The 26,099-nt window shown below is 68.4% G+C and carries 20 protein-coding genes; 14 read left to right on the forward strand and 6 right to left on the reverse strand.

The genetic code is table 11. The annotated features are described in order from the left end of the window. Positions 1-91 precede the first annotated feature (91 nt). Both AC1RU4_RS02075 and AC1RU4_RS02080 read left to right on the forward strand, forming a co-directional pair. Positions 92-721 carry a LysE family translocator gene (locus AC1RU4_RS02075; protein ID WP_492889324.1) on the forward strand — a complete coding sequence of 210 codons (630 nt, stop codon included), beginning with the start codon at positions 92-94 and terminating at the stop codon, positions 719-721. Positions 722-888: 167 nt separating this feature from the next. Then, positions 889-2,673, forward strand: coding sequence for a glycosyltransferase family 2 protein (locus AC1RU4_RS02080; RefSeq protein ID WP_492889325.1), 1,785 nt, complete (start codon positions 889-891; stop codon positions 2,671-2,673). A 51-nt stretch (positions 2,674-2,724) separates the two neighbouring features. Here AC1RU4_RS02080 and parE read toward each other — a convergent pair whose 3' ends face one another. Both parE and AC1RU4_RS02090 read right to left on the reverse strand, forming a co-directional pair. Continuing rightward, positions 2,725-4,761 carry a DNA topoisomerase IV subunit B gene (parE, locus tag AC1RU4_RS02085; RefSeq protein WP_492889326.1) on the reverse strand — a complete coding sequence of 679 codons (2,037 nt, stop codon included), beginning with the start codon at positions 4,759-4,761 and terminating at the stop codon, positions 2,725-2,727. 116 nt (positions 4,762-4,877) lie between these two features. Continuing rightward, positions 4,878-5,162: a hypothetical protein gene (locus tag AC1RU4_RS02090; RefSeq protein WP_492889327.1), complete on the reverse strand. Its 285-nt coding sequence runs from the start codon at positions 5,160-5,162 to the stop codon at positions 4,878-4,880. A gap of 234 nt (positions 5,163-5,396) precedes the next feature. Between AC1RU4_RS02090 and argC the strand changes: the two genes are divergently transcribed. Then, a complete protein-coding gene (argC, locus tag AC1RU4_RS02095) occupies positions 5,397-6,452 on the forward strand; it encodes an N-acetyl-gamma-glutamyl-phosphate reductase (RefSeq protein ID WP_492889328.1) in 1,056 nt (351 codons plus the stop codon). On the opposite strand, the gene AC1RU4_RS02100 is transcribed toward argC, so the two are convergent. Together AC1RU4_RS02100 and phaC are read right to left on the reverse strand one after the other, a co-directional pair. Then, the gene (locus tag AC1RU4_RS02100) at positions 6,453-7,106 is read right to left on the reverse strand and encodes a hypothetical protein (RefSeq protein WP_492889329.1); all 654 of its coding nucleotides are present in this window, start codon (positions 7,104-7,106) and stop codon (positions 6,453-6,455) included. 88 nt (positions 7,107-7,194) lie between these two features. Then, a complete protein-coding gene (gene phaC / locus AC1RU4_RS02105; protein ID WP_492889330.1) occupies positions 7,195-9,933 on the reverse strand; it encodes a class I poly(R)-hydroxyalkanoic acid synthase in 2,739 nt (912 codons plus the stop codon). A gap of 108 nt (positions 9,934-10,041) precedes the next feature. Between phaC and AC1RU4_RS02110 the strand changes: the two genes are divergently transcribed. The 5 genes from AC1RU4_RS02110 (at position 10,042) to AC1RU4_RS02130 (ending at position 14,666) form a co-directional block, all read left to right on the forward strand. Beyond that, positions 10,042-10,344, forward strand: a complete 303-nt coding sequence (locus tag AC1RU4_RS02110) for a hypothetical protein (protein WP_492889331.1) — start codon at positions 10,042-10,044, stop codon at positions 10,342-10,344. A gap of 154 nt (positions 10,345-10,498) precedes the next feature. After that, positions 10,499-11,716 carry an LL-diaminopimelate aminotransferase gene (locus tag AC1RU4_RS02115; RefSeq protein ID WP_492889332.1) on the forward strand — a complete coding sequence of 406 codons (1,218 nt, stop codon included), beginning with the start codon at positions 10,499-10,501 and terminating at the stop codon, positions 11,714-11,716. Positions 11,717-11,775: 59 nt separating this feature from the next. Beyond that, the gene (locus tag AC1RU4_RS02120) at positions 11,776-13,095 is read left to right on the forward strand and encodes a homoserine dehydrogenase (protein ID WP_492889333.1); all 1,320 of its coding nucleotides are present in this window, start codon (positions 11,776-11,778) and stop codon (positions 13,093-13,095) included. An 11-nt stretch (positions 13,096-13,106) separates the two neighbouring features. Further along, positions 13,107-14,102, forward strand: a complete 996-nt coding sequence (gene glpX / locus AC1RU4_RS02125) for a class II fructose-bisphosphatase (RefSeq protein WP_492889334.1) — start codon at positions 13,107-13,109, stop codon at positions 14,100-14,102. Between the two features lie 222 nt (positions 14,103-14,324). Next, the gene (locus tag AC1RU4_RS02130) at positions 14,325-14,666 is read left to right on the forward strand and encodes a hypothetical protein (RefSeq protein ID WP_492889335.1); all 342 of its coding nucleotides are present in this window, start codon (positions 14,325-14,327) and stop codon (positions 14,664-14,666) included. A gap of 103 nt (positions 14,667-14,769) precedes the next feature. On the opposite strand, the gene AC1RU4_RS02135 is transcribed toward AC1RU4_RS02130, so the two are convergent. Further along, positions 14,770-15,510, reverse strand: a complete 741-nt coding sequence (locus AC1RU4_RS02135; RefSeq protein ID WP_492889336.1) for a DUF3750 domain-containing protein — start codon at positions 15,508-15,510, stop codon at positions 14,770-14,772. A gap of 151 nt (positions 15,511-15,661) precedes the next feature. Here AC1RU4_RS02135 and AC1RU4_RS02140 point away from each other — a divergent pair, with 151 nt between their 5' ends. The 6 genes from AC1RU4_RS02140 (at position 15,662) to AC1RU4_RS02165 (ending at position 25,036) form a co-directional block, all read left to right on the forward strand. After that, positions 15,662-16,996 (forward strand): Nramp family divalent metal transporter, encoded by a 1,335-nt coding sequence (locus AC1RU4_RS02140; RefSeq protein WP_492889337.1) that lies wholly within the window; start codon positions 15,662-15,664, stop codon positions 16,994-16,996. A gap of 90 nt (positions 16,997-17,086) precedes the next feature. After that, positions 17,087-18,460 (forward strand): malonyl-CoA decarboxylase, encoded by a 1,374-nt coding sequence (locus AC1RU4_RS02145; protein ID WP_492889338.1) that lies wholly within the window; start codon positions 17,087-17,089, stop codon positions 18,458-18,460. 207 nt (positions 18,461-18,667) lie between these two features. After that, positions 18,668-19,921 carry a class I SAM-dependent methyltransferase gene (locus AC1RU4_RS02150; protein WP_492889339.1) on the forward strand — a complete coding sequence of 418 codons (1,254 nt, stop codon included), beginning with the start codon at positions 18,668-18,670 and terminating at the stop codon, positions 19,919-19,921. Positions 19,922-20,005: 84 nt separating this feature from the next. Further along, entirely contained in the window at positions 20,006-20,533 is a 528-nt protein-coding gene (locus AC1RU4_RS02155) for a biliverdin-producing heme oxygenase (RefSeq protein ID WP_492889340.1), read from the forward strand. Beyond that, positions 20,520-23,078: an HWE histidine kinase domain-containing protein gene (locus AC1RU4_RS02160; protein WP_492889341.1), complete on the forward strand. Its 2,559-nt coding sequence runs from the start codon at positions 20,520-20,522 to the stop codon at positions 23,076-23,078. The genes AC1RU4_RS02155 and AC1RU4_RS02160 overlap by 14 nt, the downstream gene beginning before the upstream one ends. A 371-nt stretch (positions 23,079-23,449) precedes the next feature. Continuing rightward, entirely contained in the window at positions 23,450-25,036 is a 1,587-nt protein-coding gene (locus tag AC1RU4_RS02165) for a 2-isopropylmalate synthase (RefSeq protein WP_492889342.1), read from the forward strand. A gap of 58 nt (positions 25,037-25,094) precedes the next feature. Here the strand turns inward: AC1RU4_RS02165 and AC1RU4_RS02170 are convergent, their stop codons facing one another. After that, entirely contained in the window at positions 25,095-26,063 is a 969-nt protein-coding gene (locus AC1RU4_RS02170) for an MBL fold metallo-hydrolase (protein WP_492889343.1), read from the reverse strand. Between the last annotated feature and the right edge of the window lie 36 nt (positions 26,064-26,099).

Raw genomic sequence — 26,099 nt, forward strand, 5'->3', positions numbered from 1 at the left:
TCGGGCTGTTTCAAGGGGTTGGACGACAAAACGCGCCGTGATGTGATAGAGCGCGGCTCATTCATCAGGCCGCACCCGCCGGAGTTGCTTCATGTTGCCGACCAGCCAGACGCTGATGGTCTTCATCCCCGCGGCGCTGATGCTCAACCTCACGCCGGGCAACGACATGCTGTTCTGTCTCGGCCAGGGCATGAAATCGGGCCCCGCCGCCGGGCTTGCGGCCAGTTTCGGCATCGCCGCCGGGGTACTGCTGCACACGCTGGCCGCCGCCGCCGGCCTCGCGGCGCTGCTCGCCGCCCATCCCGGTGCCTTCGAGGCCATCCGCTGGGCCGGCGTCGCCTATCTCGTCTTTCTCGCCTTCAAGGCCTTCACCGCGTCGGGCGCGCTGATCGGGCAGGGGGCGGCGCGCCGGGCCAGCGCGTTTGCTGCCTGGCGCGAGGCGGTAGTGGTCAGCCTCACCAATCCCAAGATCGCGGTGTTCGTGCTGGCCTTCCTGCCACAATTCGTCGATCCGGCGCGCGGGTCGACCTTCCCGCAGTTCCTGCTGCTCGGCGCCATCCTCAATACCGGCGGCACCATCGTCAATTGCCTGGTCGGCGGCTTTGCCGGCGGAATCGGCCGCTGGCTGGGGCGGCGTGAGTATTTGGCTACCGCCTTCCAGCGACTGACCGGTGTAATCTTTCTCGGCCTCGCGGCACGCATCGCCTTCGATCGACGCTAGGGTATGTTCCCCAAGGTCGAATCCGCCTTTTGGCGGGAACGTGCTCAAGCCTGACGAGGCTTTTCGCATCGATCCGCTGACAGGCCGGATCGATGGGAAGGGCTCCGGGCGAGCGGGCCGGCTCGCCGGTTCCGGTGGCGCGGGGAGGGTGCAGTCGAGTCAAGCGGATGGGCATGCACGGCGCGGATCGGGACGACATCGCGTGCCTCGCACGATCGGGACTGTTCGACGAGGCATGGTATCTCGCCCGCCATCCGCAGGCGGCCGGCGGCGAGGGCTCCGCAGTTGCGCATTATCTCGACCATGGCTGGCGGGAGGGACACCACCCCTCGCCACGTTTCGATCCTGCCGCCTATCTCGCCGCCAATCCCGATCTCGCCGCGTTCGACGGCCCGCCGCTGCTGCATTATGCCCGCCGCGGCCGTCAGGAGGGGCGGCGCCTGCGGCCGCCGGACGGAAGGGACGCGCAGGCCGCCGGCATCGCCTTCTCGGTAATCCTCGCCACTCGCGACCGCGCCGCGGTGGTCGACGAGGCGATCGCCTCCATGCTGGTGCAGACGCACCGGAATTTCGAGCTGATCCTCGTCGACGACGGCTCGGCCGATGGAACCGAGGCGCATGTTCGCGACGTGCATGCCGACGAGCTCGCCGCCGGGCGCCTCGTCTATATCCGGCTGCCGCGCGGTCACGGCGTCTGCGCGGCGCGCAATGCCGGGCTGGCGGCGGCGCGGCACGCGTGGATCGCCTATGTCGATTCCGACAATCTCGTCGAGCCGCATTTCCTGGAGGTGTTCTCCCGCGCGATCCTCGACCATCCGCAGGCGCGGACCTTCTTCGCCGCCTTCTACCACCAGGGGAAGGGCGAGATTTTCGCCCGGCCGTTCGACCTCGCCGATCTGCGTCGCGACAATTACATCGATATCGGCGTCTTCGTGCACCACATCGATTGCTTTCGGGCGCTGGGCGGGTTCGACACGGGCCTAAAGCGGCTGGTCGACTGGGACCTGCTGCTGACCTATGCGCCGCATCACCCGCCGGTCTTCGTCGACGAACTGGTGATGATCTACCGCGACATTCCCTCGCTCCCGCGCATCAGCACCACCGAATGGCTGTCGCTGGCCAAGGTGCAGATCGTCAACAAGCACCGGCTGGCGCCGACGATCTCGACGTTGATCGTCACGCATAACCAGGTGGGCTACATCGCGCAGGCGATCGACAGCGCGCTCGCCCAGCGCGGCGACTTCGTCCACGACATCGTCATCGCCGACGACGGTTCGACCGACGGTACTGCGGATATCGTCGTGGACTACTGCCGCGCCCATCCCGAGCGGCTGCGCTCCATCGGCGACGGCACCCGCCGCGGCATTTCCGGCAATTTCCGCCGCGCCTTCGCCGCCGCCCAGGGCCGCTACACCGCGATGCTGGAAGGCGACGACTTCTGGACCGATCCCGGCAAGCTCGCCAAGCAGATGGCGTTTCTCGACCGCCATTTCGACTGCTCGATGGCGTTCTCGAAGATCGCGGTGGAGGACGAGCGCACCGGCCGCCGCTTCACCCTCGAGCGGCAGGACGGGATCGCCAAGCAGCGGCTCGACGGCGGCGATTTCCTCCACGAGCCGACGATGAACCTCATCGCCAATTTCTCCTGCTGCATGTTCCGCACGGCGCTGATCAAGGCGTTGCCGGACGTGCTGTTCCGCCATCGCATCAGCGAGATCGCGCTGGCTTTCCACCTGGAGCGACACGGCGCCATCGGCTATCTCGGCGAGGTGATGAGCGTCTACCGCCTGCACGAGAACGGCACATGGAGCAGCGCCAGCGTGCAGCAGCAGCTCGTCGGCGGGCGGCAGACCCGCGAGACCGCCTATGAGGTTGCCCGCGACGCCTACAAGCCGGCGATCCGTGAAATCATCGAGACGCGCTACGCGATGGCGCCGAACGAGGCCGGCTGAGGCCGGCGGCGGCAACGGCGGGCCACGTTCCCGTTCGCGAGGCGCCGCGCCTCAGATGTCGAGCAGTTCCTCGCTGGCGAAGGCGGCGCGCTCGGAGATGAAGGCAAAGCGGCTCTCCGGCTTGTTGCCCATCAGCCGCTCGATGGCATCGGCGGTGGCGGCCTGCTCGGCGACGTCGACGGTGACGCGCAGGAGCGTGCGCGACTTCCGGCTCATGGTGGTCTCCTTCAGCTGCGCCGGCATCATCTCGCCGAGGCCCTTGAAGCGGCCGATCTCCACCTTGCCGCGGCCGGAGAATTCCCTGGCCAGCAATTCGTCGCGATGCGCCTCGTCGCGCGCATAAAGCGTCTTGGGACCCTGGGTGATGCGGTAGAGCGGCGGCACGGCGAGGAACAGATGGCCGTTCTCGATCATCTTCGGCATCTGCCGGAAGAAGAAGGTCACCAGCAGCGAGGCGATATGCGCGCCGTCGACATCGGCGTCGGTCATGATCACCACCCGCTCGTAGCGCAGGTCCTCCTCGCGATATTGCGCGCCGGTGCCGCAGCCCAGCGCCTGCATCAGGTCGGCGAGCTGCTGGTTCTGCGCCAGCTTGTCGCGGCCGGCGCTGGCGACGTTGAGGATTTTTCCGCGCAGCGGCAGCACGGCCTGGGTCTGGCGCTCGCGCGCCTGCTTGGCCGAGCCGCCGGCCGAATCGCCCTCGACGATGAACAGTTCCGAGCCGGCCGCCGAATTGTTGGAGCAGTCGGCCAGCTTGCCCGGCAGGCGCAGCTTGCGCACCGCGCTCTTGCGGGAGATCTCCTTCTCCTGCCGGCGCCGCAGCCGCTCCTCGGCGCGCTCGATCACCCAGTCCAGCAGGCGGTTCGCCTGCACCGGGTTGCCGCCCAGCCAATGGTCGAACGGGTCGCGGATCGCGGTCTCGACGATGCGCGCCGCCTCGGCGGTGGCGAGCTTCTCCTTGGTCTGGCCCTGGAATTCCGGCTCGCGCACGAACACCGACAGCATGGCGGCGCAGCCGGCCATCACGTCGTCGCTGGTGATGCTGCTCGCCCGCTTGGCGTTGCCGGTGCGCTCGGCATGGTCGCGCAATCCCCGCAGCAAGGCGGAACGGAAGCCGGCCTCGTGGGTGCCGCCCTCGGCGGTCGGGATGGTGTTGCAATAGGAGGAGACCGCGCCGTCGGCGTCGCCGAGCCAGGCCACCGCCCATTCCGCCGCGCCGTGCCCGCCGGGCTTGGAGGTCTTGCCGGAGAAGATCTCCGGGTGCACCAGCGCGTGGCCGGCAATGTCGGCGGCGAGATAGTCCTTCAGTCCGCCGGGGAAGCGGAAGGTCGCCTGCGGCGGCACGTCGGTGCCGGCGACGAGCGCGGGATCGCAGCTCCAGCGGATCTCGACGCCGCCGAACAGATAGGCCTTGGAGCGCGCCATCTTGAAGACCCGCGCCGGCTTGAGGCGGGCCTCCGCGCCGAAGATCATCGGGTCGGGATGGAAGCGCACCCGGGTGCCGCGGCGGTTCAGCACCCGGCCGACCTCGGCGATCGGGCCCTGCGGCACGCCGCGCGAATAGGTCTGGCGGTACAGCGTCTGCCCGCGCGCCACCTCGACCTCCAGGAGGTCGGACAGCGCGTTCACCACCGAGACGCCGACGCCGTGCAGGCCGCCGGAGGTCTCGTAGACCTTGCTGTCGAACTTGCCGCCGGCATGCAGCGTGGTGAGGATCACCTCCAGCGCCGATTTGCCGGGGAATTTCGGGTGGTCCTCGATCGGGATGCCGCGGCCATTGTCGGTCACGGCGAGGCAGCCGTCGGATGTCAGCTCCACATCGATGAAGCTGGCATGGCCGGCCACCGCCTCGTCCATCGAATTGTCGATCACCTCGGCGAAGAGGTGGTGCATCGCCTTCTCGTCGGTGCCGCCGATATACATGCCCGGCCGGCGGCGCACCGGCTCCAGACCCTCCAGCACCTCGATATGGGCGGCCGTGTAGGCGCTCTCGGCGCCGGTCGCCGGCGCGGCGGCGCGCGGCGCCGGCTTGCCGGCGGCGGGGCGGGGCGCCTGCGGCGGCAGGTCAAACAGATTGGGGTCCGACATGGGGCGGGCGGGACTTTCGCTGGCAGATGCGGATGCGTGATTCCATTAGACCACATTATGCCAGCGCGAGTCTCGACCGTGAACAGGTCGTGAACGAAGCCTCGCGAGGCCGGATCTCATTTGCCGAGGCGCCGCCGGTTGGCCCGCACCTTGCGGCGGTAGAGCCTGACGATCTCCGGCCCGACGCGGTCGAGCCGGCCGGTGGCGGCGGCGGCGGCGAACCGCACATTGGCCTCGCCCAGCGCCAGCGCCTTCTCCGTCACCATGCGCATCGCTTCCATGCCGGCATCGAGGTCGCCGCGCGACAGGCGGCTGATCCGTTCGGCGACGACGACCTGCGCGTCGAGGCCGAGGCGGACCATGGACATGCCGAGGGAGAAGAAGGCGAGGGGATGCGTCATGGCGAGGAGAACTCCGAGGCTGTGCCGGGTCGGCGAGGGGCAAGCATCGTCGATGCCAATAGGTTCCCGTGGCCGGAGCGCGGCAGCCCTGCGCATAGCGGGCGGCTCGCCGCTTCCGTCCGCCCTGCGCCATGCGCATCTCTCGCCTTCACTGCGCCGGGCGCGTCTTCCGTCCGTCGCGCAACGGGTGTAAGTGCGCGGGTTCGGCAACCCTTTTTGCAGGGAGACGGAACGATGACGGACGGCAAGGCGCGGATCGCGATCCTCGGGGCCTCGGGCTATACGGGCTCGGAGCTGGTGCGCCTGCTGGTGCGCCATCCGCGCGTCGAGATCGTCGCCCTCACCGCCGACCGCAAGGCCGGCCAGTCGATGGCCGACGTGTTCCCGCAATTCGGCAAGCTTGCCCTGCCCAGGCTGGTCACCATCGAGGAGGTGGACTGGTCGGGCGTCGACCTCGCCTTCTGCGCCCTGCCGCACGGGACGACGCAGCAGGTGATCAAGCGTTGCTTCGAGCTGGCGCCGCATATCAAGATCGTCGACCTGTCGGCGGATTTCCGGCTGCGCGACCCCGGCGCCTACGAGCAGTGGTACGGCCACGCCCACCAGGCGCTGGAACTGCAGCAGGAGGCGGTCTACGGCCTCGTCGAGCTCTATCGCGACGACATCCGCAAGGCGCGGCTGATCGCCAATCCCGGCTGCTACACCACCACGGCGATCCTGCCGGTGGTGCCGCTGATCGAGGCCGGCGCCATCGAGCCGGAAGGCATCGTCGTCGACGCCAAGAGCGGTGTGACCGGTGCCGGCCGCTCGGCCAAGGAATCGCTGCTGTTCACCGAGGTGAGCGACGGCATGCATGCCTATGGCGTCGGCCATCACCGGCACATGGCCGAGCTCGACCAGGAATATTCCAAGGCCGCCGGCCGCAGCGTGCTGCCGAGCTTCACGCCGCATCTGGTGCCGATGAACCGCGGCATCTACGCGACCATCTATGTGAGGACCGGCGCCGGCGTCGGTGCCGCCGACCTGCACCGCGTGCTCGCCGATTTCTACAAGGCCGAGCCCTTCGTGCATGTGCTGCCGCTCGGCCAGGTGCCGCAGTCGCGCTATGTGAAGGGCTCGAACATGATCGTCATGGGCGTGGTGGCCGATCGCCAGCCGGGCCGCTCGATCCTGATCTCGACCACCGACAACCTGGTCAAGGGCGCGTCGGGCCAGGCGGTGCAGAACATGAACCTGGTGCTCGGCTTCCCCGAGACCACGGGGCTGGAGCAACTGCCGCTGTTTCCGTGATCAATGGACGGCCGGGCCGCGCGCCCGGCCATACCGTGCGAACAGCCGCACCACTCCGTTGAATTGATAGTTGCGGATGTAGCCCCAGAGAGCGGCGCGCTTGAAGGGGGAGAACTGGGAGAGCCGGTCGTTGGCCGCCGGCGTCTCTCCCATCAGATCGAGCCAATACGAAAAATAATCGGCGAAATCCTGCGCCTCTATCACGTCCTTGGCGATCAGATTCTCGATCCGATCGAGCCGATCGAGGAACGCGTCGAATATGCCCCGGATTGCGGCCTCGTCGATCGTGAAGCCGCAGCCATAGGCCGGGGACGGTTCAGATTGGGCGAAGGACGCATCCGACGAGCCGGCTTCGCCGGACATGCCGTGATGACGCAGCGCAGATGCGAACAGGGAACTGTCGACGCTCAGCGTCCGGTACACGCCGTCCGGGCCGCTGAGCGATAGGAGCGGCGGGTCCCAGTCGATCATCGCCAGCGCGTTCTTGACCGCCTCGTCGCGATTGAACGCTTCCATCTCGTCGGCGGCGACCAGCGCCTTCTCGCGCATGATCTGCCGGCGGGATCTCCCGCTATTTGCCACGTACTGGCCCAGCCCAGCAAAGCCGCCAATCACGGCAATCACAGTGCCGATCCAATCGGTCATCTCGGACATGTCGAGCCCCCATCTTACGATGGGGTTTCAAGATACCTTTAATGCAACTTGAAGTATACAAGTCAATCAAAGGGCTTGGGTCGGGTCGCTACCCCCGCACCTTCACATAGCTGCCCGGTGCGTCCTCGATCGCGGCGAACGCTCCCTCGCCCGGCTTGCGCGCCGGTACGCGCGCGGCGTCCTGCGCCTCCAGCCAGGCGAGCCAGTCCGGCCACCAGGAGCCGGGGTGCATCTCGGCCTTGTCGATCCATTGCTCGAGGCTGTCGCCGAGCTCGCCGCCGGTCCAGTACTGGTATTTGGCGCGGGCCGGCGGGTTGATGACCCCGGCAATGTGCCCGGAGCCCGCCAGCACGAAACGCCCCGGCGCGCCGAAATATTTCAGGCCGAGAAACACCGAGGCGGCCGGGGCGATATGGTCCTCGCGCGTCGCCAGGCTGTAGGTCGGCAGCGTCACCCTGGTGAGGTCGAGAAGCTGCCCGGCGAGCGACAGCATCCCCTTGGTGAATTTGTTGTCGAGGTAGCAGTTGCGCAGATAGAAGGAATGGTTCGCCCGCGGCAGCCTCGTCGAATCCGAGTTCCAGTAGAGGATGTCGAACGGGAACGGCGCCTGTCCCTTCATGTAGTTGTTCACCACATAGGGCCAGATCAGGTCGTTGGCGCGCAGCATGTTGAAGGCGTTCGCCATCACCTTGCCGTCCATGGTGCCGGATTCCAGCATGCGGCGCTCCAGCACCGCGACCTGCTCCTCGTCGATGAACACCTTCAGGTCGCCGGCATGGGTGAAGTCGACCTGGGTGGTGAGGAAGCTGGCCGAGCGGATGCCGGCCTCGGTACCGGTGGCGGCGAGCCAGGCCAGCGTCATGGCGAGCATGGTGCCGCCGACGCAATAGCCGACCGCATGCACGTCCTCGACATTGGCGGCCTGCCTGGCGACCTCGATCGCCTTCAGCACGCCGTCGCGCATGTAGTCCTCGAACCCCTTCTCGGCCAACGCCGCGGAGGGGTTGACCCAGGAGACGATGAACACGGTTAGCCCCTGCTCGACCGCCCAGCGCACGAAGGATTTCTCCGGGTTGAGGTCGAGCACGTAATATTTGTTGATCCAGGGCGGCACGATCACCACCGGAATCTTCAGCACGCTCTCGGTGGTCGGCGTGTACTGGATGAGCTGCATCAGCTCGTTCTGGAAGATCACCTTGCCGGGGGTGACGGCGAGATTGACGCCGACCTGGAACTTCGAATTGTCGGTCTGGCGGATCTTCAATTCGCCGTCGCCGGCCTCGATGTCCTCGGCGAGCATCTTCATGCCGCGCACCAGGTTTTCGCCATTGGAGGCGAAGGTGGCGCGCAGCAGCTCGGGATTGGTGAGCACGAAATTGGAGGGCGAGACCGCGCTGGCAATCTGCCGGACGTAGAACTCGGCCTTGTGCTTGGTGTGCTTGTCGATCTCGGCTTCCTCGACCAGCGATTCCGCCCAGTTGGCGGTCAGCAGGTAGGTCTGCTTCAGCGCGTCGAAGAACGGGTTGGAGCTCCATTCCGCGTCGGCGAAGCGGGCATCGCGCGCCAGCGGCACCGCGACCGGTTCCGCCGGCTCGCCGCTCAGCCGTTTCAGCGTCGAGGACCACAGCGAGAGATAGCCGCCGATGAGGCGGGACTGGATGTCGACGGTGCGCTTGGGATCGGTCAGCCAGTATTCGGCGACGTTGCCGAGCGTCTTCATGACGTCGGCGACCTCCTCGGCGATGTCGTCCTTCACCCGTCCTTCCTCGCGCGGGCGCAGATAGGCGGCCATTGCCTTGCCGCCCTCTTCGACGAGGCGGGCGAGATTGCCGGCGAATGCCTCGAAATCCACCGGGCCGGCGGAGATCGGCTCCGTAGCCGCGGGCTTCTGGGCGACCTGCTTCTGGGCGACCTGCTGGGCGGGTTCGGCCGGACGCGAGGCCGGCGCGGCCGGAGCCGGCTGCGGGGCTTCCGCCACTTTGGCGACCGGCGCGGGAATCGGGCGCGGGGCGAGGCGGGCATGACTGGCCGTCGGACGCGATTGCGCCGCGCGCCGCGGCGCGGCGATTGCCGCGCGGGTCGATGCCGGCGGTTTCGTTGCCGGGGGCGTCCCGGCCGAGCTCTTCGCCGCCGGCTCCTTGGAAGCCTGAGCTTTGGCCGTCCGAGCGGTGACGGGAGCCTTGGCGGTGGCAGGTGCCTTGACCATGACAGGAGCCTTGGCGACGGCGGGCGTTGTGGCCTTGGCCGTGGCTGGCGCCTTGGCAGTGACGGGAGCCTTGGCGATGGCAGGTGTTGTGGCCTTCGCTGGCGCCTTGACCGTGGCGGTCGCCTTGGTGGCGACGGGAGCTTTAGCCTTGGCCGTGTCAGGCGTTCCGGCGATCGTCGCCCTTGCCGCTGTGGCGGTTCCAGCCTTGGCGGACGTTTTAGCTTTGGGGGCGGCCTTGGCGGCCACCGGCTCGGCGACGGCGGCCTTGGCCGCGGTGGGCGTCGTCACCGCCACCTTGCCGGCTGCCGCCTTCTGCTTGGCCCGTGGCGGCTCGGCCGGTGGCGGCTTGGCGGCGGAGGCGATCCCGGCGGCTTTCGCCGTCGTGGCAGCTTTCGGCGACGCGGCGGCGATCTTCGCCGCGGCCGCCTTGGCGCCGTTTCGCTTTGCCGCGGCGGGCGTGCCGGATTCGGCATTCCCGGCAGCCGTCTTCGCCGCCCGTGTCTTGGCGGCGCCCTCGGGCGGGCCGACGGCAATATCCGGCATCGCCGCCTGGTCGGTGGTGGCGGAGCGCTCCCCGGCGCTCCGTCGGGAGGTGGAACGGCTGGTGTTTCGATTACTCACCGCTTGTCCCCGCGGGTGCGTGCGTTCATAGGTGAGAGCATCATAGACGCGACGCCCGGTTCGAGCGAGAGCCTACCGCCGGATCGATGACAGTTCGGAAAGAGGGACATGACGAGCCGCACCGCCATTTCGCCGAAATCGCCCGCCGGCCTGCGTCTCGTCGTCTGCGCGGCGCTTTGTCTCGGGCTCGCGGGCTGCGCCGGCTTCGGCATGCCGAGCACCAGCGTGCCGAAGCAGGATCTTGCCTATCCGAGTTTCGGCACCCCCGCCAAGGTCGGCGACCGCCCGGTGATGGACGCGGAGACGCAGGCCAAGACGCAGGCCGATCTCGAAAGTCTCGGCCGCGACCGGGCCAACGAGATGCAGCAGCAGATCGACCAGGGCGGCGACCTCGAAAACGCCGGCCAGTGAGACAAGGGGCCGCGAGAGCCCCGTTACCGTTCGTTCACCACGCTTCTGCCAACATGGCTTGCGATGCCTCGCTGTGCGGGCGAGCGAACGATGATATGAACGCCTGTTGCGCCGTGCCATGCGAGGAAGATGGCCGGCTTGGAGCTTGAGACCGATGACCGATTTCCACCGCATCCGCCGGCTGCCGCCCTACGTGTTCGAGCAGGTCAACCGCGTGAAGGCTATCGCCCGCAACGGCGGCGCCGACATCGTGGACCTCGGCATGGGCAACCCGGATCTCGACGCCCCCGAACATGTCGTCGAGAAGCTGAAGGAAACCATCGGCAAGCCCCGCACCGACCGCTATTCGGCTTCCAAGGGCATTCCCGGCCTGCGCCGCGCCCAGGCGGCCTATTACGAGCGCCGCTTCGGCGTGAAGGTGAATGCCGACACCCAGGTCGTCGCCACGCTCGGCTCCAAGGAAGGCTTCGCCAACATGGCGCAGGCGATCACCGCCCCCGGCGACGTGATCCTGGTGCCGAACCCGTCCTATCCGATCCACGCCTTCGGCTTCCTGATGGCGGGCGCCGCCATCCGCTCCGTGCCCTGCGAGCCGGGGCCGGAATTCTTCCATGCGCTGGAGCGGGCGGTGGCGCATTCGATTCCCTCGCCGCTGGCGCTGGTGCTCTGCTACCCGTCGAACCCGACCGCCTGCGTCGCCGATCTCGATTTCTATCGCGACGTCGTCGCCTTCGCCAAGAAGCACGACCTCATCGTGCTGTCCGACCTCGCCTATTCCGAGGTCTATTTCGACGGCAACCCGCCGCCCTCGGTGCTGCAGGTGCCGGGCGCGATGGACGTGACGGTGGAATTCACCTCCATGTCCAAGACCTTCTCCATGGCCGGCTGGCGCATGGGCTTCGCGGTGGGCAACGAGCGGCTGATCGCCGCGCTCGCCCGCGTGAAGTCCTATCTCGACTATGGCGCCTATACGCCGATCCAGGTCGCCGCCACCGCCGCGCTCAACGGCCCGCAGGACTGCATCGCCGAGATGCGGTCGGTCTACCGCAAGCGCCGCGACGCGCTGGTGGACAGCTTCGGCAAGGCCGGCTGGGAGATTCCCTCGCCGAGCGCCTCGATGTTCGCCTGGGCGCCGATCCCCGAGAAGTTCCGCCATCTCGGCAGCCTGGAATTCGCCAAGCTGCTGATCGAGAAGGCGGACGTCGCGGTGGCGCCGGGCGTGGGCTTCGGCGAGCACGGCGACGATTATGTCCGCATCGCGCTGGTGGAGAACGAGCAGCGCATCCGGCAGGCGGCGCGCAATGTGCGCCGCTTCCTTGAAACGGGCGCGGAAACATTGCACAACGTCGTCCCGCTCGCTGCGGCGCGATGAGGTTTTCCAAGTACCGGATCGGCGCCGTTTCCTGCAGTTTCTGATGTTCGGATAGTTTGATGGCGCCGCCGCTCAAAATTGGCATCGCCGGCCTCGGTACGGTCGGAGCCGGCGTCATGCGCATGCTCGCCCGCCAGCAGACCGAGATCGCCGCGCGTTGCGGCCGTACGGTCGAGGTCGTGGCGGTCAGTGCGCGTGACCGCTCGCGCAACCGCGATTGCGATCTTTCCTCGGTGCGCTGGGTCGACGGCCCGGTCGCGCTCGCCCGCGATCCCGGCATCGACGTCTTCGTCGAGCTGATCGGCGGTTCGGACGGCGCGGCCCGCGACGCGGTCGCCGCCGCGCTGGAGGCCGGCAAGCCGGTGGTCACCGCCAACAAGGCGCTGCTCGCCCATCACGGCATGGCGCTGGCGACGCTGGCGGAAGCGCACGGCGCCGGCATCGGTTTCGAGGCGGCGGTCGCCGGCGGCATCCCGATCGTCAAGACGCTGCGCGAGGCACTGCTCGGCAACCGCATGGCGCGGATCTCCGGCATCCTCAACGGCACCTGCAACTACATCCTGACCAAGATGCAGGAGGAGGGGCTGTCCTTCGAGGAATGCCTCGATCAGGCGCAGCAGCTCGGCTATGCCGAGGCCGATCCCAGCTTCGACGTCGACGGCTTCGACACCGCCCACAAGCTCGCCCTGCTGGCGACGCTGGCCTTCGGCGTGCAGCCGGACCCCGACGCCATCCATGTCGAGGGCATCCGCACCATCAGCCTTGCCGATCTCGATGCCGCCGACGAGCTCGGCTATCGCATCAAGCTGCTCGGCGTCGCCGCCCGCACCGGCGAGCAGGTCGAATTGCGCGTCCACCCGACGATGGTGCCCAAACATTGGCCAATCGCGCAGGTCGCCAGCGTCACCAATGCGGTGGCGGTGGACGGCGATGCGGTGGCGCTCACGCTGGTCGGCCCCGGTGCCGGCGGCGACGCGACCGCCTCGGCGGTGGTCGGCGACCTCTGCGATCTCGCCGCTTCGCGGCCCTGCCGGCCTTTCGGCTGGCCGGTGGCGATGCTGCGTCCGGCCGGCAAGCCGGCAATCCAGCGGCACGAGGGCGGCTACTACATCCGCCTCGCCGCGGTGGATCGGCCTGGAACGGCGGCAGCCATTGCCCGTCATATGGCCGAGCAGAACATATCCCTAGAGTCCATAATGCAGCATCGGCGCGGAAGACCGCATGGCGGCGACCGGGCGGAGAGTGCAGGAGGCCCCGCGCCGGTGGTGCTGATTACCTACGCGACGACGGAAGAGGCGGTGCGCCGCGCGATCTCAGCCATCGAAGCCGATGGCGTGATCACGTCGCTGCCGCAGGTGATACGGATCGAGAAGGATTGAGGGCTGGGACGATGGCGGAAATCACGGTCAAGGCAGGTCAGGCACTGGAGCGCATCCTGACGCTCGAACTGGTGCGCGTCACCGAGCGCGCGGCGGTTGCCGCCGCGGGTCTGCGCGGTCGGGGCGACGAGAAGGCGGCCGACAAGGCGGCGGTCGATGCGATGCGGCGCGAACTCAACCGGCTGCCGATCGCCGGGCGCATCGTCATCGGCGAGGGCGAGCGCGACGAGGCGCCGATGCTGTTCATCGGCGAGGAGCTCGGCACCGGGCACGGCCCGGCGGTGGACATCGCCGTCGATCCGCTCGAAGGCACCACGCTCTGCGCCAAGAACATGCCGGGCTCCATCGCGGTGATGGCGATGGCCGAGGGCGGCACGCTGCTCTACGCCCCCGACGTCTACATGGACAAGATCGCCATCGGACCGGGCTATGCCAAGGGCACCATCGACATCGACGCGACGCCCGAGGAAAACATCCACTCGCTGGCCAAGGCCAAGGGCGTGAAGCCCTCGGAGATCACCGCGCTGATTCTCGATCGCCCGCGCCATGCCGGCATCATCGCCGCGGTGCGCAAGACCGGCGCCTCGGTGCAGCTGATCACCGACGGCGACGTCGCCGGCATCATCCACACCACCAATCCCGACGAGACCGGCGTCGACATCTATCTCGGCACCGGCGGGGCGCCGGAGGGCGTGCTGGCGGCCGCGGCCCTGCGCTGCATCGGCGGCGAGATGTATACCCGCCTGATCCTCGACAGCGAGGAGAAGCGCGAGCGCGCCAAGACCATGGGCGTCACCGACCCGAAGAAGATCTACACCATCACCGACCTGGTGCGCGGCGACTGCCTGATCGCGGCGACCGGCGTGACCACCGGCAACCTGCTCAAGGGCGTGAAGTACCGCAAGGACGTGGTGGAGACCCACACCGTCGTCATGCGCTCGGCCTCCGGCACGGTGCGCTGGATCGAGGCGGAGCACCGCGACATGTCGAAGTTCCATCTCGGCTGAGTTCGGCGGGACGGATTTCACCTTCCCTACGGGGCGCGGCAACGCGCCCCGTTTTCGTTTCCGACACGCCCGTCAAACCCGCCCGACGCGGCGGCGAGGGGGTTGCGAGACGCCGCCGATCCGCCTACCTCGGTCTTTGGAAGTGGCTCGGTGTGCTGTATACCAGACGCCGCAGGCCAGCATTCCACGAGAATGCCAAGACATTTGCAAAGGGAACGACCCATGTCCGCCGCTCATTCGCCGCTGCCGGAAATCCTCAAGCAACTCACCGCCCTGATCGAGGCCGACAAGTATCGCGACGTCGCCGAGGCCTATGCCGCCTTCGTGAAGGAGCATCCGACCACGCGCTTCCTGGCTTCCGAGCCGATCCCCTTCAAGATCAAGGTGCGCCTCTCCGACAAGTACGGCTCGTCCGCGACGTCCACCTTCACGCTGCGCCACACCACCTGGGCCGAGGACGTGAAGGCGGCGCTGAACGAAAGCCCGGACGCCTTCGCCGCGCTGGCGGCCAAGTACGATGCCGAGACCGCCGAGGTGGCCAAGACGGTGAAGAAGGTCGCCTGATCGTCCTTTGCGGCGCCGGTCGCGAGGACCGGCGCCCGCCCTGGAACATTGATTTTACGCACTTTCTTAACGCGAGCCGGTATCCGCTTCGCGTGAAAGCGCTCTAGATGCCGATGCGCCCGAAGCCGGGCAGCTTGATGCCCGGCCGCCGCAGGTCGAGCCCGGCCACCGCGCCGAACAGGTTCACCTCCAGCCCCTCCACCCAGGCGAGCGTCAGCCCGGCATAGCCGCCCAGCGACAGCCGCAATCCGGTGCGCGAGGGCGACCAGCCCACCCATTCGCCCTCGACCGGGAAGTCCTTGCCGATGGCGGTCGGCGGCAGCGCCACGGCCATTTCCGGTACCTGCCCGACGACATAGGCGACGAAGCTGTTGGAGTTCGGCCCCGGCCAGACGCGATAATCCCCGGCATCGGCATAGGGATAGGCGTCGATCGCCGCCTGCAGCTTCGGGATCAGCCGCCCGGCGGCCTCGCCCGTCGCCTCGAACACGATCTCCGGCGCATTGCCGAACCAGCGCCCGTCCGGCGGGTAGGCGTCGCGGCGGATCGGCGAGCCCCAGCCGACCTTGTCGAAGCGCTGATAGGGGCCGCCTTCCGGCTTCAGCACGATCCAGCTATGCACCGCGAAAATCCCGCGCCAGCGCCCGACCCGCGCGGCGTAGACGCGCACCATCGCCTCCCGGTTCTGCGCGGCGACGGGCAGCGTGCCGGTGCTCGACCAGTCGGCATTGCGCCAGGAGCGCGACCAGTCGGCGCCCTGCCACTGCACCAGCGCATGCGCACCGAGCGGCAAGGCGAAGAACAGCAGGAATCCGAGAACGACGACGCGGGCGGTGAGCAGCATGGTGCAGCATGTGTTCGGCTTGGAGCCGAAATCCAGAGCCCGCGCCGATGCTGGCGCAATCGTGTTCGATGCGCTGCAGCAAACAGGCGTTGACAGAGTTGCAAACGAGTCGCATCTTTCTTGCGAATAGTTTGCAATAGCGAGTGAGAATATGCTGGACAGCATCTCGTCGGGCGGGTGGAGGCGTGAGCGCGGGGATCCCGCGCTATCGGAAGTGCATGGCACCATTGCCGTGCCGAAGCGTCCCGGCTTGCGCCGCGTGCTGGCCTTCATGGGGCCGGGCTATCTGGTCGCCACCGGCTATATGGATCCCGGCAACTGGGCGACCTCGCTCGCCGGCGGTTCCAAGTTCGGCTACGGCCTGCTCACCGTCGCGCTGCTGTCCAACATGATCGCGATCCTGCTGCAGGCCCTGTGCTCGCGCCTCGGCGTCGCCTCGGGCCGGGACCTGGCGCAGGCCTGCCGCGACGCCTTTCCGCGCACCGTCTCCTTCGTGCTGTGGATCCTCGCCGAGGCGGCGATCTGCGCCACCGACCTCGCCGAAGTCATCGGCACCGCCATCGGCCTCAATCTCCTGTTCGGCCTGCCGCTGGAGATCGGCGTGGTGCTCACCGCGCTCGATGTCTTCCTGATCCTGTGGCTGCAGAATCTCGGATTCCGCTGGGTGGAGGCGATGGTCGTCGCCTTGCTTGCCGTCATCGCCGTCTGCTTCGGCCTGCAGATCGCGATGGCGGACCCGGACTGGGGCGAGGTCATCCGCGGCTTCGCGCCGACCACCGAGATCGTGCGCAACCCGGACATGCTCTACCTGGCGCTCGGCATCCTCGGCGCCACGGTGATGCCGCATAACCTCTACCTGCATTCGGCCATCGTGCAGACCCGCCGCCATGACGGCACGCTGGACGGCAAGCGCGAGGCGATCAAGCTCGCCACCTTCGATTCCACCTTCGCGCTGATGTTTGCGCTCACCATCAACGCCTCGATCCTCATCCTCGCCGCCTCCGCCTTCCATGCCGGCGGAGTGGGGGAGGTGGCCGATCTCGGCAAGGCGCACGAGCTGCTCAACCCGCTGCTCGGCAGCGCGCTGGCGCCCACCCTCTTCGCCGTCGCGCTGCTGTGCTGCGGCCTCAACTCGACGGTGACCGCGACCATTGCCGGACAGGCGGTGATGGAGGGCTTCCTCAATTTCCGCATCGCGCCATGGCTGCGCCGGCTCACCACCCGCTCCATCGCCATCGTGCCGGCCGCGGCTGTGACCATCGCCTATGGCGAGAGCGGCGCCGGCTCGCTGCTGATCCTCAGCCAGGTGATCCTCAGCCTGCAGCTGCCCTTCGCCATCGTGCCGCTCATCATGTTCACGGCGGACAAGCGCAAGATGGGCACGCTCGTCGCGCCCCGCTGGCAGACCGTGCTGGCGATCATGGCGGCCGCGCTGATCATCGCGCTCAACATGAAGCTCCTGTTCGACTTCGTGACGGCGTCGTGATCGCGCCCATCCAAAAGGCCGTCTTGCGTCCGTCGCCGCGACGACGTCTCATGACGCCTTCTTCGGTGCGTCGTCGACGCGGGGACGGGCATGAGCGATACGGCAAGCTTCTTCGGTGATCTGCTCGGCAGCATCGCCGAGCGCGGGCGGGCGCTGCTCGACATGGGCCGCGAGCGCAAGCCGGCCGGGGCGGTGAAGGCCGCCGGCCTCGTCGCCGCCTGCGAGCAGCTGCATTCCGGCCGCGGGGAGGCCTCCGGGGTCGCTCTGGCCGACGAGATCCTGCTCGCCTATGGCGGGCTGAAGAGCGCGGAGAAGATCGCCTTCTTCGAGGCGCTGGCCAGCACGTTCGGGCCGGATGTCTCGCGGCTGGATGCCGCCGTCGCCGCCTACGCGGCCGCCCCCTCCGCCGCAACGGCGCATGCCCTGCATCTGGCGAGCGAACCGCGCCGGCAGGAACTGATCCGCCGGCTCAACCTTGCGCCCGGCGCCACCGCGCGGCTGGTGGCCATGCGCGCGGACCTGCTCGCCAGCCTGAAGCGGCGGCCCGAGCTGGCCGAGGTCGACCGCGATTTCACCCATCTCTTCGCATCCTGGTTCAATCGGGGGTTTCTCGTGCTGCGCCGGATCGACTGGTCAACACCTGCGAACGTGCTCGAAAAGATCATCCGCTACGAGGCGGTGCACGAGATCCGCGACTGGAACGACCTGCGCGCCCGCGTCGACAGCCCGGACCGGCGCTGCTACGCCTTCTTCCATCCGACGCTGGTCGACGAGCCGCTGATCTTCGTCGAGGTGGCGCTGACCCGCGACATTCCCGGCGCCATCGCGCCGATCCTGGCGCAGAAGCGCATCCATCTCGATCCGGCCAAGGCGACCACCGCGGTATTCTATTCCATCTCGAACACGCAGACCGGCCTCGGCGGGGTGAGCTTCGGCAATTTCCTCATCAAGCATGTGGTGGAGGAAATCTCGCGCGAGCTGCCGGGTCTGAAGACCTTCGTCACCCTGTCGCCGGTGCCGAGCTTCCGCGCCTGGCTGGAGGCCGAGCGGGCCAGCGCCGGCTCGTCCCTGTTCACCGCCGCCGATCGCGCGCTACTCGCCGGGCTCGACGCGCCCGGCCTCGCCGAGGACGAGGCGCGCCGCATGGCGCTCGCCCCGCTGCTGGCGTCGCTGGCGGCGCATTACCTTCTGGTGGCGCGCAATCCGCGCGGCCGTCCGCTGGACCCGGTGGCGCGCTTCCATCTCGGCAATGGCGCGCGGCTGGAGCGCATCGACCCGTTCGGCGACCTGTCGGAGAAGGGCATGAAGCAGGCCGCCGGCCTGATGGTGAACTACCGCTACGTGCTCGGCGACATCGAGGCCAATCACGAGGCCTATTTCGACCACGGCGAGGCGGTGGCGAACCCGGCGGTGCGCAAGCTCCTGCGCGCCGAGACGCAGCAGAAGGCGCTGGCGGTGCAGTAAGGCTGGATCCCCGGCGTTCTGCGGCGGCCAAATCCTCCGGTGCCGATGGCGCGGTCTTCCGGGCCTCGCAGGCCGGCGCACGCAAAGGGGCCTTGGCCGCCAGCCTCGCCCCTGCGTGCCGGCCCGTCGATCCCGCACTGCCTTGACAGGACCCGCCGGGCCATGCCCGATGCCGGCAGTTGTATCGGTCCCCGGGTCGCCTTGCGCATGTTCCTTCTCCCTCATCTCCTGAAGCGTTTCGTCGACAAGGGCCGGCTCGTCGTGATCGACGAGAAGGGGGCCTCGCACAGCTTCGGCTCCGGCGAGGGCGGGCCGGCCGTCACCATGCGCCTGCACGACGGCAAGCTCGACCGCGAGCTGTTCTTCAATCCCGAGCTGGTGATGGCCGAGGCCTATATGGACGGCCGCCTCACCTTCGAGAACGGCTCCACGATCTACGACTTCCTCTATCTGTTCTCGATCAACCGCAAGGGCCTCGCCTCGCACCCGATGCAGCAGGCGCTGCGCAAGGCGTGGCGGGCGCTGAAGCGCTGGCACCAGTCCAATCCGCTCGGCCGCTCGGCGAAGAATGCGCAGAGCCATTACGACCTGCCGCCGGATTTCTACCGGCTGTGGCTCGACGAGCAGATGATCTATTCCTGCGCGTATTTCCCCACCCCCGATGCATCGCTGGAGGAGGCGCAGCACGCCAAGCTCCGCCACATCGCCGCCAAGCTGAAGCTGGAGCCCGGCATGCGGGTGGCCGAGATCGGCTCGGGCTGGGGGGCGCTCGCGATCTATCTCGCAAGGGAATGCGGCGTCCACGTCACCGCCATCAACGTCGCCACCGAGCAGCTCGCCGAATCGAAGAAGCGCGCCGCGGCGGCCGGGGTGCTCGACCGCATCACCTTCTTCGAGCGCGACTATCGCGAGCTCACCGGCACCTATGACCGCGTGGTGTCGGTCGGCATGATGGAGCATGTCGGCGTCCATTATTTCGACGAGTATTTCAATACCGTGAAGCGGCTGCTGGTGCCCGGCGGCTTCGCGATGATCCACGCCATCGGCCGCATGTCGCCGCCCGGCTCCACCGCGCCGTTCATCCGCAAATACATCTTCCCCGGCGGCTATGTGCCGGCGATGTCGGAAGTGTTCTCGTCGCTGGAGCGCGTCGGCCTGTGGACCGGCGACTGCGAGATGCTGCGCCTGCACTATTACTGGACCATCCGCCACTGGCGGCTGAATTTCGAGGCCAAGCGTCCCGAGGTGGTCGCCATGATGGGCGAGCGCTTCGCCCGCATGTGGGAATTCTACCTCGTCGCCGTCGAGCTCGGCTTCCTCAACGGCTCGAACATGGTGTTCCAGCTGCTGCTGGCAAACGAGCGCGACGCGGTGCCGGTGATCCGCGACTTCATCGTCGACGAGGAGCGCATGCTCGCCGCGGGCGAGACGGCGCGGGCCGCGGAACCCTTTGCCGGCTGAGGCGTTGTCACGGCGTTTTCCACCCCTGCCGGCGTGCCGGCCAATCCTCGTTTTCCAATGCCTGATGATTCCCGGCGCCATCGGTTGCGCGCCCTGACCAAAGACGCCCACAGCCTCGTCGATGCTAGCGTCGGCAGCTTTGACAGCCCGGCGGATTATGTCCGCTACCTGAAGGGCCAGATCGCCTTCCGCCACGCCGTCGAGACGGGCCTGGCGCGCCTGCCCTGGCCGGCGAGCTTCGGCGGCTGGCTGTTCCGGCCGCTGGCGCCGCTGCTGCGGGCCGATCTCGACGATCTCGGCATTGCGCCGCCGCCGCTGCCGCCCCTCGCGCCGGTCGCGCCGCAGGACCTGCTCGGCGTGCTCTATGTGCTCGAAGGCTCCAGTCTCGGCGCCCGCGTGCTCTACAGGCGTGCCCGCGCACTCGGCTTCGACGCCGGGTTCGGCGCCCGCCACCTCGCGGCGCAGGCCGAGGACCGCGAGGCCTGGCCGGGCTTACTCGCCATCCTCGAATCCGCCGAGCCCTTCGACATGGACCGTACCGTGACCGCCGCGCTCGCCACCTTCGCCGCGGCCGGTCGGGCATTCGAAAGGCCGCTCGATGTCGTCGGCTGAGGCGGTCGATCTCACCAATTGCGATCGCGAGCCCATCCATGTTCCGGGAAGCATCCAGCCGCATGGCGGGCTGATCGCCTGCGATCCCTCGAGCGGACGGCTGCTGCGCTGGTCGGCCAACATGCCGGGCTTCATCGGCGTCGACGGCGCCATGGATGGCCGCGACCTCGCCGGCCTCGTTGGCGCGACGGCGGCCGCGCGGCTGGCCGATGCGCTGGCGCAGGCGCGCGAGGGGCGGCCGCCGCTGCTGCTGTTCGGGCTGGTGGCCGGTTCCGGCGCGCGCTTCGACGTCACGGTGCACCGCACCGCCGAGGCCGGCCTCCTCGAATTCGAGCCGCCCTCCGCCGAGGACGGGCCGGCGCTCGACATTGCCCGCGCCATGATCGCCCGCACCACCGGCGAGGACACCGTCGACGCGCTGCTCGAACGCACCTCGCAGGTGGTGCGCGAGGTTCTCGGCTATGACCGGGTGATGGTCTATCGCTTCGCCCCCGACGGTGCCGGGCAGGTGGTCAGCGAGGACAAGCGCCCCGATCTGGAGAGCTTCTTCGGCCAGTGGTTCCCGGCGAGCGACATTCCCCAGCAGGCGCGCGATCTCTACAGGCGCAACCTCATCCGCGTGATCGGCGACGCGCGCGGCGCGCGCTGCGCCATCGTGCCGGAGCCGGACGGGCAGGGCCGGCCGCTCGACCTCTCCCATGCGCATCTGCGCTCGGTCTCGCCGATCCATCTCGAATATCTGCGCAACATGGGCGTGGCGGCCTCGATGTCGATTTCCGTGCTGGTCGACGGGGCGCTGTGGGGACTGATCGCCTGCCACCATTATTCCCCGCGCGTGCTGCCGATGGCGCAGCGCACGGCGGCGGAAATGTTCGGCTCGTTCTTCGCGCTGCGGCTGCATGCGCTCAAGCAGAAGCGCACACTGGAGATTTCCACCGCCGCCCGCCGCGGGCTCGACCGCTTCCTGCGCATCGCCTCGCATCACGACGATGTCGGCGAGCTGCTGCGCACCAACATGCTGGAATTCGCCACCCTGATACCCTGCGACGGCATCGGCCTCTGGCTCGGCGGCGAGTGGACCGGCCACGGCGCCACGCCGCCGGCCTCCGCCATTGCCGGCCTCGCCCGCGTCGTCGGCACCCTGGCGGAAGGCCGGGTCTGGGCCACCCATTCGATGTCCGCTTCCTGGCCGCCGGCGGAGGAGTTCTGCGAGGTGGCCGCCGGCGTGCTGGCCCTGCCGCTGTCGCAGCTGCCGCGCGACTATCTGCTCTTCTTCCGCCGCGAGGTGGTGCAGACCCTCGCCTGGGCCGGGCGGCCGGAAAAGCTCTACGAGACCGGCCCGCATGGCGACCGGCTGACGCCGCGCAAGAGCTTCGCCATCTGGAAGGAGACGGTCGACCGGCACGCCAGCCCCTGGACCGAGGCCGATCGCGAGATCGCCGAGGCGGCGCGCTCGACGCTGGTCGAGATCGTGCTGCGCCACAACGAGCTGATGGCCGACGAGCGCGAGAAGTCCGACACCCGCCAGCGCATGCTCAACGAGGAGCTGAACCACCGCGTCAAGAACATCCTTGCGGTGATCAAGTCGCTGGTCGAGCATTCGATGCAGGACGGCCGCTCGGTGCAGGACTACGTCGCCTCGCTGCGCGGGCGGGTGAATGCGCTGGCGCTGGCGCATGATCAGGTGGTGCGCGGGGCCGGCGGCGGCTCCCTGCTCGATCTGCTGCGCGCCGAGCTCTCGCCCTATGAGGGCGCCGCCGCCCATGCCGCCCTCAGCGGCCCCGTGGTCCGGCTCGACGCCCGCGCCTTCTCGGTGATGGCGCTGGTGCTGCACGAGCTCGCCACCAACGCGGCCAAATATGGGGCGCTCTCGCGCGCGGGCGGCCATGTCGAGGTGCGCTGGCACGTCGATGCGGTCGGGGATTGCGAGATGGTCTGGCAGGAGCGCGGCGGCCCGCCGGTGCGCGTGCCCGGCCGCAGCGGCTTCGGCACCGCGCTCATCGAGCGGGCCATCCCCTACGACCTCGGCGGCGAGAGCCGCATGAGCTACGAGGAGGCCGGCTTCGTTGCCCGGCTCAAGCTGCCGGCCCGCCACATCGCCACCACCGGCTTCGGCGAGGGCGATTGGGTGGAGGGCCTCGCCGCCGCGCAGACCGCGCCGGTGTCGTTGGCCGGCGCCTCGGTTCTGCTGGTCGAGGACCAGATGATCATCGCCATGGATGTCGAGCTGATGATGAACGAGGCCGGCATCACCGATATCGCCACCGCTGCCTCGGTGGCCGACGCGCTGAGGAGGCTGAAGGGCTACACGCCCGATATCGCGGTCCTCGACGTCAATCTCGGCTCCGGCACCTCGGCGTCGGTGGCGGAGGAGCTGCTGCGGCGCGGCGTGCCCTTCGTGTTCGCCACCGGCTATGGCGACCGCTCGATGATCCCGCCCGGCTGCGCGCATGTGCGCGTGCTGTCCAAGCCCTATGACCGCGACGTGCTGCTCACGGCGCTGCGCGATCTCTACGGCACCCGCAGCGAAAAGGTGCCGGGCTGACCTCTCGCCAGCGGGCGGGAGGGACAGAGTCCATTGATCGAGACAGAGTCCATCGCTTGGGACAGAGTCTAGCGCTTGGGACTTGCCAGCACCGGCCTGTTTCCATTAAGAGGAAATCCAGAGCAACCTCGCGAGAGCCGAGCCGTGACGCATTCGTCCGTCCGCCGCACCGCGACCCCGACCGCCAGGCGGTTTGCGGGGAACGCTCTCCTTCTGTCCGGCCTGCTGCTTCTTAGCCGCCCCTGAGGGCCGGCCGGGCTGCGTGCCTGGGCGCTCAGGGGATGATGCCCGCACCGCCCGCACTACCAGTTTCGAGCCGCCGCCGTGACCCCAAGGGGCCGCCGGCTCGCGCGTCCAGAAGGAAGACCGACATGTCCCCGCACGCCCCGTCCGCCGCCGCCGCCCATGACCGCGTCGTCATCTTCGACACCACGCTGCGCGATGGCGAGCAGTGCCCCGGCGCCTCCATGACCTTCGAGGAGAAGCTGGACGTCGCCGAGCTGCTCGACGAGATGGGCGTCGACATCATCGAGGCCGGCTTCCCCATCGCCTCCAACGGCGATTTCGAATCCGTCGCCGAGATCGCCCGCCGCACCCGCAATGCGGTGATCGCCGGCCTCGCCCGCGCCATTCCCGCCGACATCGCCCGCGCCGGCGAGGCGGTGAAGCATGCGCGCCGCCCGCGCATCCACACCTTCGTCTCCACCTCGCCGATCCATCTGGAACACCAGATGCGCAAGACGCAGGAGCAGGTGATCGAGATCATCACCGCGACGGTGACGCAGGCCCGCAACCTGGTGGAGGACGTCGAGTGGTCGGCGATGGACGCCACCCGCACCCCGATCGACTATCTGGCGCGCTGCGTGGAAACCGCGGTGAAGGCCGGCGCCACCACCATCAACCTGCCCGACACGGTCGGCTATGCGACGCCGTCGGAGTATGAGGCGATGTTCCGCCAGGTGCGCCAGCAGCTGATGGACCGCGTCGCCAATGCCGACAAGGTGATCTTCTCCGCCCATTGCCACGACGATCTCGGCCTCGCCGTCGCCAATTCGCTGGCGGCCCTGGCCGGGGGCGCCCGGCAGATCGAGTGCACCGTCAACGGCCTCGGCGAGCGCGCCGGCAACGCGGCGCTGGAAGAGATCGTCATGGCGATCAAGACCCGCGGCGACGTGCTGCCCTTCGCCACCGGCATCGATGCCGGCATGCTGACCCGCGCCTCCAAGATGGTATCGGCGGTCACGTCCTTCCCGGTGCAGTACAACAAGGCGATCGTCGGCCGGAACGCCTTCGCGCATGAGAGCGGCATCCACCAGGACGGCATGCTGAAGAACAACACCACCTACGAGATCATGACGCCGGAAAGCGTCGGCGTCTCCAAGACCTCGCTGGTGATGGGCAAGCATTCCGGCCGCGCCGCCTTCCGCGACAAGCTGAAGGCGCTCGGCTACGAGCTGGGCGAGAACGCGCTCAACGACGCCTTCACCCGCTTCAAGGATTTGGCCGACCGCAAGAAGATCGTCTATGACGAGGACATCGAGGCGCTGGTCGATCACGAGATCGCCGCCGCGCATGACCGCATGAAGTTCGTCTCGCTCTCGGTCATCGCCGGCAGCCACGGCCCGCAGCGCGCCACCCTGAAGATGGAGGTCGACGGCCGCGTGTTCACCGAGGAGGCCGAGGGCAACGGCCCGGTCGACGCCACCTTCAACTGCATCAAGGCGATCGTGCCGCATGCCGCCAAGCTGGCGCTCTACCAGGTCCACGCCGTCACCGAAGGCACCGACGCGCAGGCGGAAGTGTCGGTGCGGCTGGAGGAGGGCGACAAGGCGGTGACGGGTCGCGGCTCGGCTCCCGATACGCTGGTCGCCTCGGCGCAGGCCTATATCATCGCGCTCAACAAGCTGCAGTCGAAGCGCCAGAGCCTGAACGCGCAGGCGAGCCCGGCGGCGGAGTGAGGCTCGGCGGATTCGCGCCCCGCCCGGGCCAAGACCGGGGCGGGGCGCGGTCGTCTTTTCAGTCTTCCGAGGACGGCCGCGGCACGAAGCGGTAGCCGTCGCCGTCCTTGGCGACATGGCCGACGCCCGGGAAGGGCAGGTGCGCGCCGGCGATCAGCAGCCGGTCGGTCGTCACCATGTCGAGCACCTTCCTGCGGCTCGCCACAGCCTGCGCCTGGTCGGTGTCGAAGGCGATGGCGCGCTGGGGTTCGGGGAACTGCAGCACGGCATTGTGCACGATGTCGCCCCAGATCAGCAGGTCGGCGCCCCCGCCCGAGCTGACGCGGATCATGCTGTGGCCGGCGGTGTGGCCCGGCGCCGCGATGACGCCGATGCCGGGCAGAATCTCCTGGTCGTCCTTGAACAGCACCAGCTTGCCGGCGTCGGCATAGGGCTTCACCGCCACCTTGGCGATGGTGAAGAACGACTTCGCCTCGGCCGGCGCCTGGGCGGCGATGGCCTCGCTGGTCCAGAACGCATGTTCGGGCTCGGCGACATGGAGCGTCGCATTGGGGAAGGCGGCCTTGCCGTCCACCGCCAGCCCGCCGGCGTGGTCGGGATGCAGATGGGTCATCACCACGGCATCGATCTGTTCGGGCCTTATGCCGGCGGCCGCGAGATTGCCGCCGAGATGGCCGAGCGTCGGGCCGAACAGCTGCGCGGTGCCGGTATCGACCAGCACGAGGCGATCGCCGGTATTGATCAGCCACTCGTTGACCGAGGTGCGGGCCGTCTTCGTGGGGAGGAAGTCGCCGGCGAGCCGTCGCTCGGCGGCCGCGGGGTCTCCGGTGAATATCCTGGTGTCGAGCTCCAGCACACCGTCCTTCAGTACGGTGACCTGATTGGAGCCGAGCTTCATGCGGTAGAAACCCGGTGCTCCACCTTCGGCAAACGGCGCCTTGGCGGCGGCGGGCGTGAGGGAAAGGGGGCCCGGCACCAGTGCGGCACCGAGCGCGGCGAGCCCGAAGGAGCGGCGTGACAGGGTCATCGGTAGTCTCCCGAGATGAGGATAGCGGCTTTGGCC

The organism is Ancylobacter sp. GW821-FHT10E12, assembly GCF_058809335.1.

What these genes read in the sequence shown, in the direction of transcription:
- AC1RU4_RS02080 (WP_492889325.1), top strand. Translation starts at nt 889, where the DNA reads ATGGGCATGCACGGCGCGGATCGGGACGACATCGCGTGCCTCGCACGA.
- AC1RU4_RS02145 (WP_492889338.1), top strand. Translation starts at nt 17,087, where the DNA reads ATGAGCGATACGGCAAGCTTCTTCGGTGATCTGCTCGGCAGCATCGCC.
- AC1RU4_RS02120 (WP_492889333.1), top strand. Translation starts at nt 11,776, where the DNA reads ATGGCGCCGCCGCTCAAAATTGGCATCGCCGGCCTCGGTACGGTCGGA.
- AC1RU4_RS02160 (WP_492889341.1), top strand. Translation starts at nt 20,520, where the DNA reads ATGTCGTCGGCTGAGGCGGTCGATCTCACCAATTGCGATCGCGAGCCC.
- AC1RU4_RS02100 (WP_492889329.1), bottom strand. Translation starts at nt 7,106, where the DNA reads ATGTCCGAGATGACCGATTGGATCGGCACTGTGATTGCCGTGATTGGC.
- AC1RU4_RS02110 (WP_492889331.1), top strand. Translation starts at nt 10,042, where the DNA reads ATGACGAGCCGCACCGCCATTTCGCCGAAATCGCCCGCCGGCCTGCGT.
- AC1RU4_RS02140 (WP_492889337.1), top strand. Translation starts at nt 15,662, where the DNA reads ATGCTGGACAGCATCTCGTCGGGCGGGTGGAGGCGTGAGCGCGGGGAT.
- AC1RU4_RS02075 (WP_492889324.1), top strand. Translation starts at nt 92, where the DNA reads ATGTTGCCGACCAGCCAGACGCTGATGGTCTTCATCCCCGCGGCGCTG.
- AC1RU4_RS02165 (WP_492889342.1), top strand. Translation starts at nt 23,450, where the DNA reads ATGTCCCCGCACGCCCCGTCCGCCGCCGCCGCCCATGACCGCGTCGTC.
- AC1RU4_RS02135 (WP_492889336.1), bottom strand. Translation starts at nt 15,510, where the DNA reads ATGCTGCTCACCGCCCGCGTCGTCGTTCTCGGATTCCTGCTGTTCTTC.
- AC1RU4_RS02150 (WP_492889339.1), top strand. Translation starts at nt 18,668, where the DNA reads ATGTTCCTTCTCCCTCATCTCCTGAAGCGTTTCGTCGACAAGGGCCGG.
- AC1RU4_RS02115 (WP_492889332.1), top strand. Translation starts at nt 10,499, where the DNA reads ATGACCGATTTCCACCGCATCCGCCGGCTGCCGCCCTACGTGTTCGAG.
- AC1RU4_RS02090 (WP_492889327.1), bottom strand. Translation starts at nt 5,162, where the DNA reads ATGACGCATCCCCTCGCCTTCTTCTCCCTCGGCATGTCCATGGTCCGC.
- AC1RU4_RS02170 (WP_492889343.1), bottom strand. Translation starts at nt 26,063, where the DNA reads ATGACCCTGTCACGCCGCTCCTTCGGGCTCGCCGCGCTCGGTGCCGCA.
- argC (WP_492889328.1), top strand. Translation starts at nt 5,397, where the DNA reads ATGACGGACGGCAAGGCGCGGATCGCGATCCTCGGGGCCTCGGGCTAT.
- parE (WP_492889326.1), bottom strand. Translation starts at nt 4,761, where the DNA reads ATGTCGGACCCCAATCTGTTTGACCTGCCGCCGCAGGCGCCCCGCCCC.
- glpX (WP_492889334.1), top strand. Translation starts at nt 13,107, where the DNA reads ATGGCGGAAATCACGGTCAAGGCAGGTCAGGCACTGGAGCGCATCCTG.
- AC1RU4_RS02130 (WP_492889335.1), top strand. Translation starts at nt 14,325, where the DNA reads ATGTCCGCCGCTCATTCGCCGCTGCCGGAAATCCTCAAGCAACTCACC.